This window comes from Blastomonas sp. (assembly GCF_041747255.1).
Lineage (GTDB): Bacteria > Pseudomonadota > Alphaproteobacteria > Sphingomonadales > Sphingomonadaceae > Blastomonas.
Genome location: NZ_JBGTFM010000394.1, coordinates 1 through 19,922, shown reverse-complemented (window position 1 = coordinate 19,922; position 19,922 = coordinate 1). Strand labels below are relative to the sequence as shown.

23 protein-coding genes and 1 other RNA gene are annotated in these 19,922 nt (G+C 62.8%); 8 read left to right on the top strand and 16 right to left on the bottom strand.

Annotated elements, in window-relative coordinates:
- Positions 1–672: flotillin domain-containing protein (locus ACEW8G_RS13340; RefSeq protein WP_373488894.1), on the top strand; the 672-nt coding region annotated here is incomplete at its 5' end.
- Here ACEW8G_RS13340 and ACEW8G_RS13335 read toward each other — a convergent pair.
- Positions 663–1,073 (bottom strand): gamma-glutamylcyclotransferase, encoded by a 411-nt coding sequence (locus tag ACEW8G_RS13335; protein ID WP_373488893.1) that lies wholly within the window; start codon positions 1,071–1,073, stop codon positions 663–665. The two genes, ACEW8G_RS13340 and ACEW8G_RS13335, sit on opposite strands and share 10 nt — an antisense overlap.
- Before the next feature lie 78 nt (positions 1,074–1,151).
- Between ACEW8G_RS13335 and ACEW8G_RS13330 the strand changes: the two genes are divergently transcribed.
- Complete coding sequence (locus ACEW8G_RS13330; RefSeq protein WP_373488892.1) at positions 1,152–1,361, top strand: hypothetical protein; 210 nt, start codon at positions 1,152–1,154, stop codon at positions 1,359–1,361.
- A gap of 109 nt (positions 1,362–1,470) precedes the next feature.
- Here ACEW8G_RS13330 and ACEW8G_RS13325 read toward each other — a convergent pair whose 3' ends face one another.
- The 3 genes from ACEW8G_RS13325 to ACEW8G_RS13315 all read right to left on the bottom strand — a co-directional run bounded on the left by ACEW8G_RS13325 (position 1,471) and on the right by ACEW8G_RS13315 (position 4,170).
- Positions 1,471–1,779, bottom strand: a complete 309-nt coding sequence (locus ACEW8G_RS13325) for a (2Fe-2S) ferredoxin domain-containing protein (RefSeq protein WP_373488891.1) — start codon at positions 1,777–1,779, stop codon at positions 1,471–1,473.
- A 30-nt stretch (positions 1,780–1,809) separates the two neighbouring features.
- Complete coding sequence (locus ACEW8G_RS13320) at positions 1,810–2,343, bottom strand: J domain-containing protein (RefSeq protein WP_373488890.1); 534 nt, start codon at positions 2,341–2,343, stop codon at positions 1,810–1,812.
- Positions 2,344–2,409: 66 nt separating this feature from the next.
- A complete protein-coding gene (locus ACEW8G_RS13315) occupies positions 2,410–4,170 on the bottom strand; it encodes a caspase family protein (protein WP_373488889.1) in 1,761 nt (586 codons plus the stop codon).
- Between the two features lie 177 nt (positions 4,171–4,347).
- Here ACEW8G_RS13315 and ACEW8G_RS13310 point away from each other — a divergent pair, with 177 nt between their 5' ends.
- The gene (locus ACEW8G_RS13310; RefSeq protein WP_373488888.1) at positions 4,348–4,539 is read left to right on the top strand and encodes a hypothetical protein; all 192 of its coding nucleotides are present in this window, start codon (positions 4,348–4,350) and stop codon (positions 4,537–4,539) included.
- A 26-nt stretch (positions 4,540–4,565) separates the two neighbouring features.
- On the opposite strand, the gene rnpB is transcribed toward ACEW8G_RS13310, so the two are convergent.
- The 10 genes from rnpB to ACEW8G_RS13260 all read right to left on the bottom strand — a co-directional run bounded on the left by rnpB (position 4,566) and on the right by ACEW8G_RS13260 (position 13,207).
- Positions 4,566–4,965, bottom strand: an RNA gene (gene rnpB / locus ACEW8G_RS13305) — RNase P RNA component class A.
- Positions 4,966–5,002: 37 nt separating this feature from the next.
- Positions 5,003–5,638, bottom strand: a complete 636-nt coding sequence (locus tag ACEW8G_RS13300) for an N-acetylmuramoyl-L-alanine amidase (protein ID WP_373488897.1) — start codon at positions 5,636–5,638, stop codon at positions 5,003–5,005.
- 47 nt (positions 5,639–5,685) lie between these two features.
- The gene (locus ACEW8G_RS13295) at positions 5,686–6,630 is read right to left on the bottom strand and encodes a DMT family transporter (protein ID WP_373488887.1); all 945 of its coding nucleotides are present in this window, start codon (positions 6,628–6,630) and stop codon (positions 5,686–5,688) included.
- A gap of 93 nt (positions 6,631–6,723) precedes the next feature.
- Positions 6,724–7,563: a protein-glutamate O-methyltransferase CheR gene (locus ACEW8G_RS13290; RefSeq protein ID WP_373488886.1), complete on the bottom strand. Its 840-nt coding sequence runs from the start codon at positions 7,561–7,563 to the stop codon at positions 6,724–6,726.
- Positions 7,560–8,660, bottom strand: coding sequence for a chemotaxis protein CheB (locus ACEW8G_RS13285; RefSeq protein ID WP_373488885.1), 1,101 nt, complete (start codon positions 8,658–8,660; stop codon positions 7,560–7,562). The genes ACEW8G_RS13290 and ACEW8G_RS13285 overlap by 4 nt, the downstream gene beginning before the upstream one ends.
- A 28-nt stretch (positions 8,661–8,688) precedes the next feature.
- Positions 8,689–9,054, bottom strand: coding sequence for a response regulator (locus tag ACEW8G_RS13280; protein ID WP_373488884.1), 366 nt, complete (start codon positions 9,052–9,054; stop codon positions 8,689–8,691).
- Positions 9,055–9,168: 114 nt separating this feature from the next.
- Complete coding sequence (locus ACEW8G_RS13275; protein WP_373488883.1) at positions 9,169–9,603, bottom strand: chemotaxis protein CheW; 435 nt, start codon at positions 9,601–9,603, stop codon at positions 9,169–9,171.
- On the bottom strand, positions 9,600–11,990 hold the full coding sequence (locus tag ACEW8G_RS13270; RefSeq protein ID WP_373488882.1) for a chemotaxis protein CheA: 2,391 nt from the start codon (positions 11,988–11,990) through the stop codon (positions 9,600–9,602). The genes ACEW8G_RS13275 and ACEW8G_RS13270 overlap by 4 nt, the downstream gene beginning before the upstream one ends.
- 96 nt (positions 11,991–12,086) lie before the next feature.
- Positions 12,087–12,737, bottom strand: coding sequence for a histidine phosphotransferase family protein (locus tag ACEW8G_RS13265; protein ID WP_373488881.1), 651 nt, complete (start codon positions 12,735–12,737; stop codon positions 12,087–12,089).
- 110 nt (positions 12,738–12,847) lie between these two features.
- The gene (locus tag ACEW8G_RS13260; RefSeq protein ID WP_373488880.1) at positions 12,848–13,207 is read right to left on the bottom strand and encodes a Mov34/MPN/PAD-1 family protein; all 360 of its coding nucleotides are present in this window, start codon (positions 13,205–13,207) and stop codon (positions 12,848–12,850) included.
- 49 nt (positions 13,208–13,256) lie between these two features.
- Here ACEW8G_RS13260 and ACEW8G_RS13255 point away from each other — a divergent pair, with 49 nt between their 5' ends.
- The 3 genes from ACEW8G_RS13255 (at position 13,257) to mtgA (ending at position 16,010) form a co-directional block, all read left to right on the top strand.
- Entirely contained in the window at positions 13,257–14,210 is a 954-nt protein-coding gene (locus ACEW8G_RS13255; protein ID WP_373488896.1) for an RluA family pseudouridine synthase, read from the top strand.
- A gap of 81 nt (positions 14,211–14,291) precedes the next feature.
- Positions 14,292–15,197, top strand: a complete 906-nt coding sequence (rpoH, locus tag ACEW8G_RS13250; protein ID WP_373488879.1) for an RNA polymerase sigma factor RpoH — start codon at positions 14,292–14,294, stop codon at positions 15,195–15,197.
- A gap of 117 nt (positions 15,198–15,314) precedes the next feature.
- Entirely contained in the window at positions 15,315–16,010 is a 696-nt protein-coding gene (mtgA, locus tag ACEW8G_RS13245; RefSeq protein WP_373488878.1) for a monofunctional biosynthetic peptidoglycan transglycosylase, read from the top strand.
- 9 nt (positions 16,011–16,019) lie between these two features.
- On the opposite strand, the gene murA is transcribed toward mtgA, so the two are convergent.
- Together murA and clpS are read right to left on the bottom strand one after the other, a co-directional pair.
- Entirely contained in the window at positions 16,020–17,303 is a 1,284-nt protein-coding gene (murA, locus tag ACEW8G_RS13240) for a UDP-N-acetylglucosamine 1-carboxyvinyltransferase (protein WP_373488877.1), read from the bottom strand.
- A gap of 196 nt (positions 17,304–17,499) precedes the next feature.
- Entirely contained in the window at positions 17,500–17,844 is a 345-nt protein-coding gene (gene clpS, locus ACEW8G_RS13235) for an ATP-dependent Clp protease adapter ClpS (protein ID WP_373488895.1), read from the bottom strand.
- Positions 17,845–18,053: 209 nt separating this feature from the next.
- Here clpS and obgE point away from each other — a divergent pair, with 209 nt between their 5' ends.
- The gene (gene obgE, locus ACEW8G_RS13230; RefSeq protein WP_373488876.1) at positions 18,054–19,112 is read left to right on the top strand and encodes a GTPase ObgE; all 1,059 of its coding nucleotides are present in this window, start codon (positions 18,054–18,056) and stop codon (positions 19,110–19,112) included.
- Positions 19,113–19,222: 110 nt separating this feature from the next.
- Positions 19,223–19,922, top strand: a 700-nt coding sequence (gene proB / locus ACEW8G_RS13225) for a glutamate 5-kinase (protein ID WP_373488875.1), incomplete at its 3' end; no start/stop codon positions are given.

Here is a 19,922-nt window from a genome sequence, read left to right as displayed (position 1 = left end):
GCCGCGCGCGCCACCGCGGTCGCCGCCGAGGAACAGGTGACGACCGCACGCGAGACCGAGATCGCCGATCGTTCCAAGCGGATCGAACTGATTGAGGCTGCCAAGCACGCCGTGCGCGACGCGATCCGCGTCAAGGTCGAGGCCGAGGCGGAGAAGGCCGCCGCATCCAACCGCGCAGAGGCGGTGCGGCTTGAGGCCGAGGGCGAATCAGATGCGGAAAAGCTGCGCGCCGATGCGTCCCGCGTCCGCTTCGAGGTTGAAGCGGCGGGCCAGCGCGCGGTCAACGAGGCGGCGAACATCCTGTCATCCGACCAGATATCGCTGCAGACCAAGCTCGCGCTGCTCAAGGTTCTGCCCGAGGTGATCCGCGAGGCGTCAAAGCCGCTGGAGGCCATTGAGTCGATCAAGATCGTCAAGGTCGATGGCCTTGGACAGTCGGGTGGTAACGGTGGCTACGGCGGCGCGGGCGGCAACGGGTCTTCAGGTGGCAGTGGTAACCTCGCCAGCGATGCGGTCGCCGCTGCATTGAGCTATCGCGCGCAGGCGCCGATCATCGATGGGCTGATGAAGGACCTGGGGCTCAACGGCGCCTCGCTCGACGGTCTGGTGGCGGGACTAACGCCGCAGGAGACGCCGCCTGCCCCCAGTGCGGACGTGAAGCCTCAGGCTTGAGGGTCGTGCGCCAGCCAGTCGCCTGACGGGATGATCGTTAGCCCGGCCACCGGCAGGTTCCACACATAGACCAAAGTGGTGACAGCGCCACTGGCGGTCTCAACCGCACACAGTTCCCGGCGATAGTCATGCGGCAGCGGGTCATCTGCGCCGCAGCCTTCAAACGCATCGAGCCACGGCAAGCTGGCGGCGGGATCGTGCAGCCGCAGCAGGTCGCCGGTCACGCGGGTTTTGCCATCGAGCGTCAGCGCGGGGTGCCAGTCCACGCGGTACAGTCTGCCGGTGATGGTCGCGGTGCCCAGCCAGATACTCTCCCCCGCCAGCCGCGCTGCATTGGAATGCGCACTGCCCCGCCGCAGTGAGCCGTAGACGAACAACAGGTCAGAGCTGGATAGCGCCATTGTCTGCCCATATCACCGGATGCGCGGAACCAGAAGACGGACCGGATCGTAAGCCTTGCACCACAAGGAGACGATGCCATGAACCATGATAACGATCCCAAAGACCCCATCGGTTGCGCCGAGGAATCCGCCCAGCGCGCCGGGCAAAAGCAGTCGAGCCTGAACGATAGCGCCGACAGGACTACAGCGCCCGATCCCGAACACACCGAGACCAGCGAAGCCGATCTCGATGAGGCGCTTGAAGATTCGATGGACGGATCCGATCCGCCGTCGGCGTTGCAGCCGTAAACCCGGTTCACCCGCCCTGTTTTCCGGTGAACGCCGGAATCCAGGGGCGGGTGCAGTACAATCTGACTCCTGCACTCCGGCTTTTGTCGGAGAGCGTTATTTAATTGGGTTATGACGCCGCCCCGCCCGCCAGTTCCTCGGCCAACCGGTCGATGTCAGCATCATCGCGCACGATGCGCCAGATACCCGGCGCGCGGCTGTCGATCAGCACCACGCCCTTTTTGGGGCAGATATCCAGGCAGCCGACTTCGACAATTCCCAGCCGCGCCTTGCGGCCCTTGCCCGATGTCAGCCGCCGTTTCAGCGCCTTGGAGAGCGACTTGTCGTGCTCTGGCCCAAACGCCGCCTTGGCGCGCTTCTGGCATTTCTTGCAGATCAATATGGTGTGCGACCAGTTGGCCCGGACTTCGGTCTTCATGTGAGGTCAGATAGGGAGCGCAGTCAGCGATTACACGCCCTTCCAGTTCTTGCGATCCTCTGCACTGCGCAGCACCGCATAGGCCGCCTGGATCGCCTGAAAGCGTGTCGCCGCGTCCTTGTCGCCTTGATTGGTATCGGGATGGTTGGCCTTGGCAAGCCGCCGATAAGCCTTTTTGATCAGCTCAAATTCGCTGTGCGCATCGCATTCGAGCACATCAAGCGCGCGCATTTCATCGCGGCTGCGTGATCCGTCGCCCGAGCCGCCCCATTCGTGGAACGCCGATTCGCGATAGCCCGATGAATCGCGCTGTTCTTCTGCGGTGCGGGCGGCGGTTTCTTCCTTGCTCAGCCCTTCGAAATAATCCCAGCTCTGGTTGTATTCCGCCGCGTGGCGTTCACAGAAATACCAGCGCTCCGGGCTGTTGGGCGATTTTGGCGCGGGGCAGTTGCCGGCCTGGTCGCAGCCGTGCCGGTCGCACATCCGCACCGCCTGCGCCTCACGCGAAGACCCGTAGCCACGCCAGCGCGGGAAGCCCCAGTCGGTTGATCGTCTGCCTGCCATGGCACGTCATCTAGCCATCAAGCCTGCATGCCGCTAGCCCCGTGCGAACTTAGCCGCTTAAATAAGCTAATCCGGTAGCACGATGCTGGCCAGCACTGCGCGCCTGCCGGGGTCGAGCTCCTTTTGCGACAGCGCCAGCCGTGCCCAATAATCCGCCTCCCTGGGCGACTTGGGAACCCCTGCCCCCATGTCATAGCGGCGCGCCTGCAGGAACTGGGAACCGGCAAAGCCGCCGCTGGCGCCGCGCGTGCAATGCCGCGCCGCATCGGCGCTGGCCAGATCGTTGCCGAAATAGGCGAGTTCGCACAGCCAGTGGTCGCCCTCACGGTTGCCCGATGCGGCGAGTGTGCCAAGCAGCTTGCGCGCTGTTTCGGTCTCGCCAATATGCGCGCCAAGCGCGAACATCGCAAACGGATGCCCCTGAGCGGCGGCATCAAAAAACAGTCCGCGCGCGCGATCCTTCAGTGCCTTGACCTTCGCCGGATCACGCTCACCGCGCGAATCCACGATCAGCAGGTCGCCCAGATGCGATTTGGCCTTCGCATAATTCTGCGCGGCTGCCAGTTCATACAGTTCGCGCGCCCTTGCCGCCTCATCGGGTGCATGGTTGCGCAGGTAATAGCCGAGCTCAAGCTGCCCCGCTGGATGGCCCTGGGCTGCCGATGCTTCGAGCCATTGGCGCGCTTCGACCAGGTTTTTGGGCACGCCCACCCCGAACGACATCATATAACCCAGCAGATACTGCGCCACTGGATCGTTGCGCGCTGATGCCGCCAGCTTGATCTGGTCTGCAGTTGCCTTGCTCAGCAGATCGGCGACAATATAGGGCTCATCTTCAACCGCCAGCCTTTCAAGCGACAGCTCAGCAATGCTGCTGACGACGGGCAACGACATTATAAGCCCGCTTGCACTGGGCCGCACCGCGCCGCTGCGGGTGCGACGTTCGGCCTGCAACGGCATCAGGAAGAAATCTTCGCGGAACTGACCATAGCGCACCGGATATTGCGCCGGATCGATGACCGATTTGGTTCGCTCTTCAACGTCGCGCGCGACGATCTTGAGATACTGGTCAAGCTCCAGCCCCGGCGTCGCGCTGTGCTTGGCGATGGCGGCAGCAAACGGGCTGATCGAGTCATCTTCGGGCGGGGCATCATCGAGCGCGGGGCTTCCTTTGACCGTCGAATAGAACACCACGCCGGTGCCGCCGCGCGGCAGCCCGATGGTGCTGACCGCGCCGTCACGTCCGCCCGGATCGATATCGGTCAGTTCCACCACCGCATCGAACGAACGGCAGGCATCGAGAAAAAACAGGTTGAAGCGCGAGGCCTTCGCCGCCCCCATCAGGTCATCAAGCGGAAGGAAATGCTGTTTCAGGCCGTTCTTGCTGGCAAAGCGCGGCGCATCGACCGGCACCAGATAATTTTCGCCGCCAAATTCGAAGCCGTGCCCTGCATAATAGATCAGCGCGGTATCGGCCTGCTGCGAGACCGTCGCGAATTCGGCGATCACGCTGCGCGCGGTGGCGGCGCTGGCATCGACCAGCCGGATGACGCGGAAGCCCGCCTTGGCAAACACCTCGCACAACCGCACGACGTCGTTGCCAGCGTTGTCGAGACCCTCCCAGTCGGCGCCGTCATAGCCACCATTGCCGATCAGCAACGCGACACGGTCGGTTCTTGCCGGATTGCCGCATTCGTGGCGCTCTGCTGCTTTGGTTGCAGTCGCAATAGCCGGACCGGGCTGCGCGAGCGCGGCGGGGGTCCCGCAGAATGTCAGCACGCCTGCGACAACTGCTCCTGCAAAATGTGCAGCCTTGCCCCTGGCCATAATGTTCGATCCGCCTGTTCTTGTTAAGAAAAAGCTATCGTGGATCGGCCCATGTTGCAACGTCCACAGCGGTTCATCGACCGCGAATGTCGTTCGTCGATCATTCAGCGTCTTGAAAGTGTTGATCGGGTAGCTATTTCGCACGCGCAGCATAATTTAATTCCGGGAAACCTGATCATGAGCCGTCAACTGATGTTATCCGCACTGCTTTCGGTAGCGATGATGGTGACCTTTGCGCTTGGGTCGCAGGCCTATGCCGTTGCAGACGCAGTTCAAGATTATGCTGAGTGCGACCGCGATGAGATCAACGCGAACCCGATGGGCAATGGCGCCGATATGCCTGCGCGGCTGGTTCTCGCCTCGCTCTAAGCGCGGCGCCTGATCTCCCGATAAAAATTGCCAGAGGGTCTGTAAGCCGGGTTCTGTCCTGACCGTTGCCGGCCATGGGCAGCCATTCCTCTAGGCGATGCATTGCTGCGCCGCTCAAGCAACCAACCCGGGCGGCAAGGAGCCGAAACCGCCCCGGATGCACCCCTCTTGGGAGAGATAACACCCAATCCGCCCCTATTCGGTCTTGCTCCGGATGGGGTTTACCATGCCGCATGGCATTGCTGCCTGCGCGGTGCGCTCTTACCGCACCCTTTCACTGTTACCGGGCCGAAGCCGTGGGCAACCTGCTTTCTGTTGCACTGTCCCTGGGGTCGCCCCCGCCGGGCGTTACCCGGCATCCTTGCTTCGTGGAGCCCGGACTTTCCTCGCGTCATATGCATGACCCGCGGCTGCCCGACCCTCTGGCCAGCCGCCTCTAGCCCGGTTCAGCAACATAAGCAAATCAGCGCGCCCGCCCGGCATCGCGGTCCAGCAACAGCGCCAGCAACAATGCGCGGCATTCGCCGTCGATCACACCATCGATGGTGTGCGTGCGCCAGCGGCGCTGGAATGCGGTGGTGGCGGCGCGGCCATCAGAAATGTCATAGCCAAAGCGTTCGAGCGCCAGCAGAAACGCGCCGTCGCTCCAGTAGGGATCGATCAGTCGCCCGTTGGGAATCGGCAAAGCCAGACGCACCCGCGCCAGCCGCTGCCAGTCGAACAGTTCGCCCGGGTCCTGCTTGCGCGCCGGGGCGACATCGCTGTGCCCCACGATATTGGCACGCGGTATGGCGTGCCGGTCAACAATGTCGGAAACCAAAGGGATCAGCGCCGACATCTGCTCTTCGGGGAACGGACGGTAGCCGAACTCATGCCCCGGATTGACGATTTCAATGCCCACGCTGGCGCTATTGACATCGGTGATGCCGCGCCAGTGCGCGCGGCCCGCGTGCCAGGCGCGCTTGCCCTCATCGACCATGCGGATGACCTGCCCGTCTTCGGTCACGACATAATGCGCAGAGACCTTCGACTCAGGATTGGCGAGCCAATTGATCGCAGAGGGCGCATCGGGCATCCCGGTATAGTGCAGCACCAGCATGGTCACCGGCAGCGCGCGTTCGTCAAAATTGGGTGACGGGGTGTCGATCACGCTCTGGTCCCTTCCCGCAGCAGCCGCGCCTCCGCCAGCGCGCGTGAGCGCTGTGCATTGCGGATCGCTACGATAGACACGCCAACCAGCGCAATCAATCCGCCTGCGATCATCAGCCAGCTGAGCGGCGTACCGAACCACCAGGTGGCGAAACACACCGATATAACCGGGGTGGGAATGGTCAGCGGGCTGACCGTGGAAATCGGGTGACGCTGCAACAGCCAGACCATCGCCCCATGGCCGCCGATGCTCGATCCGATCGCGGCATAGGCGGTCCACGCGTAGGTTTCCGCTGACAGGCTGGTCAGCATTGCCACGCCTTCAGGTTCGATCAGCACCGCAAAAGGCAGGATAACGAGCGAACCGATCAGCCCCAGCCAGCCGGTGATGTTGAGTACGCCGATGCCGCCCAGGTTGCGCTGGATCAGCGTCGCAATCGCCCACACCATGCTGCCGCAGGCGGAAATCGCCAGCGCGGGCAGTTCGCGTCCAGCCTCGGGATCGAACACCAGCAGCAGCACCCCGAACAACGCCAGTATGATTCCGATCAGGCGCGGGATGCCGATTTTCTCCTTTAGAAATATGACCGCGAGAATGAGCGAGAACGGCACGCCAAGCTGCCCGGCAATCGCGAGTGCGCTGATATTGGTGGCAAGCGCCAGCGACAGTCCGATGGCGACATAGAACGCCCCGCCCGACAGCACGCCGAGCAGCACGATCAGCCGCATCTTGCCCGGAACGATCCGGAGAAAGGGCAGGCAGGCCAGCGCGACAATCGCCTGACGCAGCAGCGCGCCGGGCAGCGCGCCTGCCGCATCGACCACCGATTTCATGGCGATGATGTTAAAGCCCCACAGCAGCATCATGGCAATCGCGATGCTCCAGTCTAGCCGACCGAAGCCCCGTTCTGCTGGGGCATCAAGAAGCGAATCGTGCTGCATTGCAGCGGCCATAGGGCAAAGCGTCGAGCAGAACAGCCCTGACGACACACCTCGCGCAGCACCACGCGCAATTTGCCTCGCTCTGCGCGGAAGTCAGCCCCGCACCGGCAAAGCCTTGCCATAAACACCGCGCATTTCGCGCGTCGGGCAGAACAGATCGGTATGGCCCAGAACGGTCTCAGCAGCGCCAAGCATCAGCAATCCGTCATCCTCCAGCGCCTTCACCAACTTTGAATAAGCGATGTGGCGCGTTTCCGGCCCGAAATACATCAGCACATTTCGGCACAAGATCAGATCGAACCGCCCAAGGTCGCCGCGCGGCTTGAGCAGGTTGTCTTCACGGAACTGGACCATTTTTTGCAACCTCGGGTCGATCACCCAGTCTTCGCCATCCTGCCGGAAATAGCGCAACATATGATCGACCGAGAGTCCGCGCTGGATCTCGAACTGGCTGTAACGGCCGGCGCGCGCGCGGGCTAGCATCGATGCCGAAATATCGGTGCCGACAATCTCGAGCTTCCACCCTTCCCAACTGGCGCGGTCACTGTCGAGCAGGATTGCCATCGAATAGGCCTCCTGTCCGGTTGATGTGCCGGCGCACCAGATGCGCAAGGTCCGGCGCGCCTTACGCCGCTCGCGCAGCACCGGTAAAGTATCGCTGCGCAGCGATGCGAACATCGCCGTGTCACGAAAGAAGAAGCTTTCGTTGTTGAGCATCGCTTCGAGCGATTCCTTCAACAGCTTCTCGTTCTCCGGGTCCATGATCACCGCCACCAGCGCATCAAGATCGGGGATGCCCTCGCTCTTGAGCAGCGGTGCCAGCGCGGTCTGGATGCGCCAGTAGCGGCTTGGCGCGATTTGTTGGCCGGTTCGCGCTTCAAGCAGGCCCGCAAGCAGGCGGGTTGCATCAGCGGCGGGCTGGGCGTGGATCATGGTTGTTCCTTCCAGCTTTTGTTAAGCGACGCAGCGATTCCCCCGGGCGGCAGGATGACACTGGCAATACCGGCGCGGGCGACGGCGCCGGGCATGCCCCAGACGGTGCTCGACTGCGCATCCTGTGCATAAATCGGCGCACCGCCGGCAGCCAGCTGCTGTGCGCCGACGAGACCATCGTTGCCCATGCCGCTCAGCAACACGCCAGCGCAGCGGGCACCGAAGCATTCAGCCATCGCCATGAACATTGGATCGACAGAGGGCTTATAAATAGTGCCCGGCCAGTCTTTGACCAGTCTGATGCGGACACCGCTGCCGCGACGGTGCAGCCGCAAATGGGCATCGCCAGGGGCGCAATAGATGTGCCCGTTCAGCAACGGCGCACCATCAAGCGCGAGATGTGCGGGGCGCATGCCAAGGTCGTTAATTTGCGACACCATATAGGGCATGAAGATCGCCGGCAGATGCTGGGTGATCAGGATCGGCGCATCAACGCACGCGTCAACCGATTTGAGCAACGCGTGGATCGCGCTGATCCCGCCGGTCGATGCCCCGATGCCCAGGCAATCAAACCGGTGGTGTGGCTTTGCCGGGTGCGCCAAAAGCGGCGTAATCGCGCTGCGCGCGGCCTGCGCGGCGTCTTTGAGCATCGTCAGCCGGTCAACCAGCATCGCGGAAAAGGCGTTTGAATAATTTTGCCGCCCCGGCTTGGCCAGCGTATCACTGGCACCAAGCGCCAGCGCCCGCAGTGTCGCCGGTGCACCTTCCGCGCATTGCGACGACAGCACAAGCACCCGGGCACTGCCCCCGGCGGCAATCAGATCGGGCAGGGCATCAAGCCCGCAGCGCGACGGCATTTCGACGTCGAGAATGATGATATCGACCGCATGCGCGCGCAGATAGCTCAAGGCCTGATCGGCGCTCGACAGGCTGGCGACCATGGTCAGCGCCGGGTGGGTGGAAATGATCCGCTCCACCACCGACCTCAGTACAAGACTGTCATCGATAATCAGCACGCGCGCAGCCTGCCCGGGCTCCAGGCGCGAGTCTGCGTCCGTCTGGCCAAGGTTCACAGTAAGTTGCGCGTTGCGCGTCATGGGTAGGGTTCCAAAAGTGCGCTGTCGCTCAGGCGCAGCCGACCATCTGTAGTTTGCTGTGCAAGGTTTCTCGATCAAACGGCTTCATCACATATTCGTCAGCCCCGGCGTCAATGGCTGCCTGGATATGGGTGCGCCCGTTTTCAGTGGTGCAGAACACGACCTTGGGCTGTGTGCCGCCCGGCACTGTGCGCAACGCGCAAAGAAACTCCATGCCGCTCATCACCGGCATGTTCCAGTCAAGCAGCACGACATCGGGCATCGATTCGCCGCAGCGATCAAGCGCCTCGCGGCCATCAGCTGCTTCATCTACTTGAAAGTCCAGCGTTTCCAGGATGTGGCGCGCCACCTTGCGGATCACTTTGCTATCATCGACGACCAGGCAGGTTTTCATGTGAGCACATCCCTCTTTGCGTATGCATCGCTCAGGCAGGAATACGGGAGATTGGTAAGCACCGCGTTAATAGCCTCGCAGATGCGCTTCGGCTCATCGTAAACTTGCCATCAATCATGCGGCGCGACGTGCAGCCGGGTTAACCAGATACTCCGGGTCGATCAGCAGGTAGGTGGTGTCTACCAGTTCGAGCAAACCGGTGCCAATCGCCCCCCATCCGGCGGGCAACTGGCCGCGCAACGGCCCTGGCTTAACCGGGGTATCAATCACATCGATGACCGCATCGACCAGCAGACCGTAAGCGCAGCCCGCCACCACCACGACGACTGCTGGCTGGCCCCGGGCGACTTCAGCAGCATCGCCGGTGACAAAATACTGGCAGTCGATCAGCGTTAATACCCGGCTGCGCAAGGCGAACAGTCCGGCAACGAACGGTCCGACCGATGGCACCGGCACGGCCTCACGCACCTTCACCACGCTGTCGATCAACCCGGCGGGCAGCGCGACATGCTCGCCTGCGATCACCGCGATCAGATAAAGTTGCTTCATGCGCTCTGCCTTTCCCCGTCATTTCCCACGCCATTGCCAGCCAACCGATCAAGCAGCGCGGCGCGATCATAACGGTAGATCGAATCAGGATCATGCTGGCCGCTCGCCAGCGAATCGCGCAGCCGGATCACACGGCCCTGCGGGCGGTCCACCACATCGGCGCCCTCACCCACCACGATGCTGATGGCGGCCTCCTCACCATCTGCGGCAGCAGGGCCGAATAGCGGACGATAGCCCGCTGCAAGCACCAGGGGCGCAAGGATATTCCGGGTCCACGGGTCGTCGTCGCCGATCAGCCGGCAGGCCGGGCGCGCGTGGCCGTGGCCGCCGCTACGCAGGCTGCTGAACAGCCAGTGCACGTCAATCAGCTCGATCTGGACACCGCCGACCAGCGCGATACCGCCGATCAATCCACCATTGCTGACCGGGTCGATCTGCGCGGGCAGACGCACGATATCGATCACATCGTGCACCGCGTAATGAATATGGGTGGTGCCATCGCTGATGTGCAGCATCTTGACCAGCGGCCCCTCTGGCACGTGATCGAGCCCGTGCACCGGGCGGCTTTCGCCATTGACGCTCAGCCGAACCTGCCCGGCGGCGCGCACCAGTCGCTCAACCGGCACGTCCTCAACACGTTCGACCACTGCCAAAGGCACGAGCCGCATGACGCCCTCGGATTCGCTGAACAGCAGCGCAGAGCCGCCATCGACCGGGGATACCTCTTCGCCCTGAACAGCGGTGCGATCTGCACCGGCCAGCTCATTGAGCTGGGCACGATTGGCAAGGCCCAGCGGATCGAGCAGCAGCATCGGCCGCCCATTGTCGGGCAACGTCGTCCCTGCATAAAGGCCATCAGCCATGATCACCGGCGCGCCGGGACGCACCACCAGCTCTTCATGGTCGATCACCGCATCGACCGCGAGCGCATAGCGCAGGTCAGAAGCGGCGTTGATGGTGATGATCGTGCGGTAACGGACCTGTGCGGCAGCATCGCCCTCAAGCCCCAGAATATCCTGCAACGCGACAAACGGCAGGCATTCGCCGCGCACATAGGCGAGATAGGAACCGCCGACCTGCTGAATGCGCACCTGGTCATTGGTATCGAACAGGATTTCGCAGATCGACGAGCGCGGCATGGCAAACTCCTGATTGCCGACGCGAACGGTGAGGCAGGGAATGATGGTAAGCGTAAGCGGCACGCGCATCGTGACCTTGAGGCCCTTGCCCGGCATGTTTTCAAGATCGATCGATCCGCCGATCCGTTCGACGTTCGATCGCACGACGTCCATGCCCACGCCGCGCCCGGACACCGCCGTCACCTTGTCAGCGGTGGACAGGCCCGGCGCAAAGATAAGCTCCAGCTTTGCCCGCTCACTCAGGCCGTTGATTTCCGCAGCGCCGCGCACATTGCCCGCCAACGCGCGTGCCACCAGCTTGTCCACATCAATGCCGCGCCCGTCATCGGCGATTTCGATGAGAATCTGGTTGCCCGATTGACGCGCGGAAATCGCCAACCAGCCCTCGGCGCGCTTGCCAGCGGCCAGCCGTGCGGACGGCTGCTCAATACCATGATCGATGGCGTTGCGGATGATGTGGGTCAGCGGATCGCGGATCATCTCGATCATTTCGCGGTCCAGCTCGACATCATTGCCCGATGTCTTGAGATCAACCTGCTTGCCGAGTTCCGCGCACAGATCGCGCACCAGCCGGGGCAGCGGCGAAAAAATCCGCTCAATCCGCTGCATCCGCGTCTGGCCGATGGCATCGCGCATGTCGGCGATGCAGGCCGACAATCGGTCAAATGCGCTTTCCAGCACCGGACCATCGTTGTGGTCGCGCAGGCAGCGGGCCACCTCGTTGCGCGCCAGCACCATGTCTGACACGCCGTTCATCAGGTGATCGATCAGCTCCAGCGGCACGCGGATGCTGCGCACGGCAAGGCCGGATGAAACCGGTGCGGGCTTGTCGGGATTGTGCACAGTCTGCTCGGTATCGCGCGCGATTTCAGCCGCGCACAGATCCAGATCGAGCGCGGCAATCAGCCCGGCATCGCTGCCATCAGGCAACGCCTCGCCCGTATCCATCACCGCGATCAGCTCACCGATGCGGTCAATGATCGCCAGAATGGCATCAACCAGCATAGCCGAAGGTTCGCGCGTGCCGTCACGCACCTGGCTGAGCACATCCTCTGCAGCATGGCTCAGCCGTTCAAAACGCGGCAGGTTGAGGAAACCGCAGCTACCCTTCACGGTGTGGACAAAGCGGAAAATGCTGTCGAGCCGATCCTTGTCGGACGGCTTTTGTTCCCAAAGCACGAGCTCGCTCGCCAACGCGTCGAGCGTTTCACGGGTTTCTGCGATAAAGTCCTGTATCAGGTCATCCATGGGCACCGTCCGCTTGAGGCAAGCCAGACGATGTGCGCCGAACATGGTTAAGATCAGGTTGCGACCCGGGTAAAACCCACGAATTATTCCGCCATTTCAGACGCGGAGCATCGCCCCGATGACAAGCGATTCAGGCGAGCGGGCAATCTGGATTTCGCCGCCATGGTTGCGCGCAATCCGGTCAATCATATAGGCTGGCGCGGTGCGCGGGCCGAGCAGCCCCGCCCCGATATTGCCGCCCAGCGCGGCTGCAATCGTATCGTCGATCACCACCTTGGGGCCGCTGGCGCTCACCGCGATCTCGCAGGTGCCGTCCTGCTCCTCTGCGCCAATCACCAGATCGCCGCCGCGCACCAGGCCTTCCAGCCCGATCAGCGCCAGATTGAGCAGCACCTTCACTGCAGGCTTGGCGAGCAGAGGCGAGGGCACATGCCATGCCAGCGTCACCCGCTGCTTGTCGGCCACCAAGGCTTCGATCAGCGCGCGTGCCTCGTTGACATCCACCTTGTCGCCAAAGCCGCCCGCCGCGCCAAAGGCCAGCCGGAAGAACTTGACCTTGTTGGCGCTGGCGCGTGCGCTGTCGGTCAGCAACTCGATGCAGCGTGCCCGCATTTCGGGGTCGGACTCGTCGGCCAGCAGCTCAAGCCCGTTGTTCATCGCGCCGATGGGGCTGAGCAGATCGTGGCACAGGCGCGAACATAGCAGACTGGCGAGTTCGGTTTCTGGCATATCGGCGGGGTTTGGCATGGTGTGCGGGCCTTTTTGGCGGGGACAGATGACCCGGTGGGTGCGCTTGAGCGCCGATGTGGCGAAAATCCGTCAGCGGTTCAAGCCTTAGCACGCGGTCGGGATAAAGTTCATGGGGCAATCTTGAGGTCTATGGCATCAAAACCGTGCGGGTGGGCCAGCCATGCGGTCATATGATCGCCACCGATGATCAGCCACAGCCGCCCGTCGCCCGCTGACGCTGCCGCGTCGCGCGCCGATGGCCGCGCCAATCCGTCAGGGTGCGAATGATAATAGCCGATCAGCTGCGCGCCGCCCTGGCGCATTGCCCGCTCAGCGGCGATCAACATCGCAGGATCGATCTCAAAGTGCCGCGCCGGATTGTCGGCGACATTGGCGGTGGGCACAATTGCGCACACCACGCCCCCCTCACCCAGCAGCAGCCCGCAGCATTCAAGCGGATGCGCGGCACGTGCCTGATCCAGCAGCATGTTGTGCAGCATCCTTGAAAGCATGACCGGCATCGGCCAGAGCATAACCATGAATGGCGGACAATCCAGCAAGAGCGGCACAATACCCGACAGCGTCGCGGGCACCCGCATCGATGCCGGGTTGGCGCTGATCGAACCGGCGCTGTCGCGCGAACGGATCAAGGCGCTGATCCGCGACGGCGCGGTCAGCATCGATGGCAAGGTCATCACCCGCCCGTCGGCCACCCTGGTCGCAGGCAGCACCTATGCAATCGCCGTTCCCGAGCCGCGCGCGCTCGATACCGCCGCGCAGGCCATGGCCTTGGAGATCGCGCACGAAGATGAGCATCTGCTGGTGGTCGACAAACCCGCCGGCATGGTCGTGCACCCGGCGGCGGGCCATGCGGATGGCACGTTGGTCAATGCGCTGCTGCACCATTGCGCGGGTCAGTTGTCGGGCATCGGCGGGGTTGCGCGGCCCGGCATCGTCCACCGGATCGACAAGGACACATCGGGGCTGGTGGTGGTCGCCAAGACCGATGCGGCGCATATCGGCCTCGCCGCGCAGTTCGCCGCGCACACCATCAACCGCCGCTATGTCGCCATTGTACAGGGCCGCCCCTCGCCCGCCGACGGCACGGTGACCGGCAACATCGGCCGCAGCGAGCATGATCGCAAAAAAATGGCGATGGTGGGTAACGGGCGCGGCAAGCACGCGATCACCCATTATACCACCGAAGAACGGCTGGCCGGAGCCACCCGGATCGAATGCCGGCTTGAGACCGGGCGCACGCATCAGGTGCGCGTGCATCTGGCCAGCATTGGCCACGCATTGCTGGGCGATCCGGTCTATGCAAAGCCCCCAAAGGCGCTTCGCGAGACGCTGAAAACCGCCGATTTTCATCGTCAGGCATTGCATGCGACACAGCTGGGCTTTATACATCCGGTGACACAAACCAAATGCGACTTTTTTAGTCCGATTCCGGCTGACATGGCGGAACTTTTGGCTAGACTGCGGGTTTAGGTTGCAAGTCGAAATGCGATTCACCCCCGATGGGTGCTCGATTGAGGCCCTCGACTCTGGATCGGCGAGAAGGGAATACACATGAGCCAGACACGAAAGGTTCCGGCCACCATCCCCGCAATGGGCGGTGAAGCAGGCCTGAACCGGTACCTTACCGAAATACGCAAGTACCCGCTGCTCACGGCCGAGCAGGAATATATGCTGTCAAAGCGTTATCAGGAGCATCAGGACCCTGAAGCCGCCGCACAGCTCGTCACCTCGCATCTGCGGCTCGTCGCCAAGATCGCGATGGGCTACCGCGGCTACGGCCTGCCGGTCAGCGAGCTGATTTCCGAAGGCAACATCGGCCTGATGCAGGGCGTCAAGAAATTTGAGCCTGATCGCGGTTTCCGCCTTGCAACCTATGCGATGTGGTGGATCAAGGCGTCGATCCAGGAATATATCCTGCGCAGCTGGAGCCTCGTTAAAATGGGCACCACGGCGGCGCAGAAGAAGTTGTTTTTCAACCTGCGGCGTATGAAGAATAACCTGCGCGCGTTTGAGGACGGCGATCTGCATCCCGATGACGTGACGACGATTGCCACCAAGCTTGGCGTGTCTGAAACCGAAGTTGTCAACATGAACCGGCGGATGTCGATGGGCGGCGACGCGTCGCTCAACGTCTCGGTGCGTGAAGATGGTGACGGCCAGTGGATGGACTGGCTGACCGACGATGCGCCCTTGCAGGATGTCGCGGTCGCCGATGCGCAGGAAGCGCAGATGCGCCACGCCATGCTGGGCGAGGCAATGCAGGCGCTTAACGAGCGTGAACGCCACATCCTCAACGAGCGGCGGCTGGTCGATGACCCCAAGACGCTCGAAGAGCTGAGCCAGGTTTACAACGTCAGCCGCGAACGCGTGCGCCAGATCGAGGTGCGCGCTTTTGAAAAGCTGCAGAAGGCGATGCACCGCCTGCTCAGCGACAAGCAGATGGCCCTGGTAGGCTAAATATTCTCATCCCCGCGGGTCGCACCAGTGGGATAGAAGCGGGAAGGTTCGCGCCGTCCCGCTTCACCTTTTTATGCAACGATTGATTGGCAAGCCGTGCCGCGCTAGCGATACCGGATGGCAGCACGGCGCAAACGCGGGATCATCGCCCGCCTGATCTCTCTCATCTTCAAGCTGGTGGTCGGCTTTATGCTGATTTCGCTGCTGCTTGTGGTGATCTTCCGCTTTGTGCCGCCGCCTGTCACCATCACCATGCTGCTCGACCAGAACGGATCGACGCGCGACTGGACACCACTGGCGCAAATCAACCGCAACATGGTGTCTGCTGCCGTCGCCGCAGAAGACGGCAAATTCTGCAGCCACAGCGGTTTTGACCGCGACGCGATTGAAGACGCGCTGCGCCGCAACGCGCAGGGCGGACGCATCCGCGGCGGCTCCACAATCAGCCAGCAAACCGCGAAAAACGTGTTTCTGTGGCAGGGCGGCGGCTTTTTCAGGAAGGGGCTCGAGGCATGGTTTACGGTGCTGATCGAGACAATCTGGGGCAAACGCCGGATCATGGAGGTTTACCTGAACGTCGCGGAAACCGGCATCGGCACTTATGGCGTTGAGGCCGGCGCCCAGCGCTATTACAAAACGCCCGCCGCCAGCCTGACCCGCGATCAGGCCGCGCGCATCGCCGCTGCCCTGCCGCTGCCCAAGCAGCGCGCAGTCACCAACCCGTCGGGCTTTACCCGTCGCTATGGCAACAGCATCGCCAGCCGCATCCGCGTGGTGCAGAACGAAGGACTGGACGCCTGCGCCCGGCCCTAACTGGGTAAATCACATGCCGCCGACGCGCTCGATGTCTGCGCCAACTGCCTGCAGCTTTTCCTCCAGCCGCTCATAGCCGCGATCAAGATGGTAGACGCGGTTGACCTCGGTCTCGCCCTCTGCGGCGAGCCCGGCGATGATCAGGCTCATCGAAGCGCGCAGATCGGTCGCCATCACCGGCGCACCGAACATCCGCTCGACCCCGTGGACGACCGCTGTGCGGCCCTTGACCTCAATATGCGCGCCCATGCGATTAAGCTCGGGAACATGCATGTAGCGGTTCTCGAAGATTGTTTCAGTGAACACGCTCGCGCCTTGGCCCAGGCACAGCATCGCCATAAACTGGGCTTGCATATCAGTGGCGAACCCCGGAAACGGCGCGGTCGAAAGTGTCAGCGGCTGCAGCGGGCCATTGGGGCGAATCGCCAATCCGTCGGCGATCTCGTCGACGCGCACCCCGGTCTGGCGCAGCGCCCCAACCGTCGCCTCCATCTCCTCAAGCTTTGCGCCGATCAGGTCGAGCGCGCTGCCGGTGATCGCGGCGGCACAGGCATAGCTGCCCGCTTCGATGCGATCGGCCATCACACGATAGGTCGCGCCGTGGAGGCGGTCGCGCCCGTGGACGACCAAAGTTGAGCCGCCAATCCCCTCGATCACCGCGCCCATCGCCACCAGCAGGTTGCACAGATCAACGATCTCGGGCTCGCGGGCCGCGTTGCGCAGCGTCGATGTGCCCTTGCACAGCGCTGCGGCCATCAGCGCGTTTTCGGTCGCACCGACCGAGACCACTGGAAAGCTGAAGTCACCGCCCGGCAGCCCGCCTTTGGGCGCGCGCGCGGTGACATAGCCTGCTGAAATCTCGATCTCGGCACCTAAAGCTTCGAGCGCCTTGAGATGCAAGTCGATCGGACGGTTGCCGATGGCGCAGCCGCCGGGCAGCGAGACGGTCGCCTCGCCCGCGCGTGCCAGCAGCGGCCCCAGCACCAAAATCGATGCGCGCATCTTGCGCACGATGTCATAGGGCGCGACCGTCGCAGTCACCCGGCTGGCGCGCAGCGTCATAACCCGCCCAAAATCCTCAGGCCGCGCGCCCTCGACCATCGTAGACACGCCAAGCTGGTTGAGCAGATGGCCAAAGCTGTCAACGTCAGCCAGCCGCGGCAGATTGCGCAACGTCAGCGGCTCATCAGTGAGCAGCGCGCACGGCAACAGGGTGAGCGCGCTGTTCTTGGCACCGGAAATGGGAATGCGGCCGGAAAGCGGCTTGCCACCGCGAATGATGATCTTGTCCATGGCGCCCGTGTTTAGCGGGTGATGCGGGTGGTGCAAGGGGGTGTCGCCATCGCGCTGCGGCGGGCTGCGCGGGCATTCTGGATACCCGTCATGCTGAACTCGTTTCAGCATCCATGTGCATCTTGGTCAGGTGGATGCGATGCGAGCGATGGACCCTAAAACGAGGTTAGCGTGACAATAAGCGTGAAACGATCCGTCACATCTTCTCAAGCGTGCATTGCAGCGGGTGCTGGTGTTCGCGGGCGAAGTCCATCACCTGGTTGACCTTGGTTTCGGCGACCTCATAAGTGAAGATGCCGCACACGCCGACGCCCTTTTGATGCACGTGCAACATCACTCGCGTCGCCTCGTCCATGTTCATGCTGAAAAAGCGCTTGAGCACCAGCACGACGAATTCCATCGGGGTGTAATCGTCATTGAGCATCAGCACCTGATACTGGCTGGGCTTTTTCGATTTGGCGCGGGTCTTGACCGCGATGCCGATGTCGGGCGGGCCGGTGTCATCATCGCCGCCATCCTCACGGTCTGGCCCGGCGTTCATTGCTGACAGCGCGGCGGCCTGCGCCGAAAGGCGCAGTGCATGTTGCACAATAGCGGGAGTGATCGCGGGCATCATCATCGTCAACGAATATCGTATTTCCTGCGCTGGGGGCAAGGGGGTGCAGCTAAATTGACCGGGGAGAAGCACAACACAGCGGCTGCACTGGCTGGCTATGGCCTTTGTCTACGCTTTCGCTTAAGGGCTGGCGCATGCATTTTCTCGATCAAGCCAAGATTTTCATTCGCTCCGGCACCGGCGGGCAGGGTGCGGTGTCGTTTCGCCGCGAAAAATATGTCGAATATGGCGGGCCCGATGGCGGCAACGGCGGCAAGGGGGGCGATATCATCTTTGAGGCGATCTCCGGCCTCAACACGCTGATCGATTTTCGCTACACCCAGCATTTCAAGGCGCCGCGCGGCACCGGCGGCATGGGCAAGAACCGCACCGGCGGCGGCGGCGACGATCTGGTGATCAAGGTGCCCGTTGGCACGCAGGTGTTGAGCGAGGACAAAGAAGAGGTACTTGCCGATTTCACCCATGCCGGCCAGCGCATCACGCTGCTGAAAGGCGGCGATGGCGGGCGCGGCAACCTCAGCTACAAGACCAGCACCAACCGCGCGCCGCGCCAGCACGGTCCGGGCTGGCCAGGGGCGGAAATGTATGTGTGGCTGCGGCTCAAACTGATGGCCGATGCAGGCCTTGTCGGCCTGCCCAATGCGGGCAAATCGACCTTCATCAATCAGGTGACCAACGCGCATGCCAAGGTCGGTGACTATCCGTTTACGACACTGCGCCCACAGTTGGGCGTCGTGCAGCACAGGGGCCGCGAGTTCGTGCTGGCTGACATTCCCGGGCTGATTGAGGGCGCGGCAGAAGGTGCAGGGATCGGCGACCGGTTTCTGGGCCATATCGAACGCTGCCAGGTGCTCATCCACCTGATCGACGCGCATGGCGACGATCCGGTTGAGGCGATGCGCGTGGTCGATGGCGAACTGACCAATTACGGCGCGGGTTTGGATGACAAGCCGCGCATGGTCGCGCTCAACAAGGGCGATTTGCTCGATGACGAGATGATGAAGCATTTCGCGGACGAATTGCGCAAGGCAGGCGCCAAACGGGTGTTCCCGATCTCCGGCGCGACCGGCGCGGGAATCGAGGCATTGTTCGACGCGCTGCTTGAGTATCTGCCGGTGGCGACCGCGACCGAACAGCCCGAGGGGGTTGACCCGCATTCGGAAACCGAAGCGGGGGAATGGTCGCCTTTATAGCCTAGCCCGCCCTCCCGTTCTCCGGCGAAAGCCGGAGCCCAGGAGTCAGATTGCACTGTAGACACCCTGGATTCCGGCTTTCACCGGAAAGCGAGACACTGGTTTTTGCGATGACCATTAGCCCCACCGCATCCACCCTGCTCTGCCCTTCCGCCTGCCCCGTGCTGGTGGTCAAGGTCGGGTCGGCCTTGCTTGTCTCGCCAGACGGCACCGTGCGGCGCGAATGGCTGGCGTCGCTCGTCAGCGATATTGCCATGCGCGTTGCCGAAGGCCAGCGCATTGTCATCGTCTCGTCGGGCGCGATTGCGTTGGGCGCGCGGCGGCTGAAGCTCGCCAAGGGTGGCCGCGCCAGCCTTGAGGATGCGCAGGCCGCCGCCGCCACCGGCCAGATCGCGCTCAGCCAGTGCTGGGCGGAGCTGCTGGGCGCGCATGGCATCACGGCGGCGCAGATGTTGGTGACGCTCGACGATCTGGAAGACCGGCGGCGGTTTCTAAACGCATCGGCAACATTGCGCCGCCTGATTGCGCTGCAGGTGGTGCCGGTGATCAATGAAAACGATTCGGTGGCGACCGAGGAAATCCGCTTTGGTGACAATGACCGGCTGGCCGCGCGCATCGCGCAGGCGGCGGGCGCGGGCGGCGTTGTGCTGCTGTCGGATGTCGATGGTCTCTACACGTCCAACCCGAAAAGCGAGCCAGACGCGCGTTTGGTTGAGAGCGTCACCCGCATCGACGCGCGCATCCGCGCGATGGCCGATGGCGGATCGGCATCTGGCATGGGATCGGGCGGGATGCTGTCCAAGATCGAGG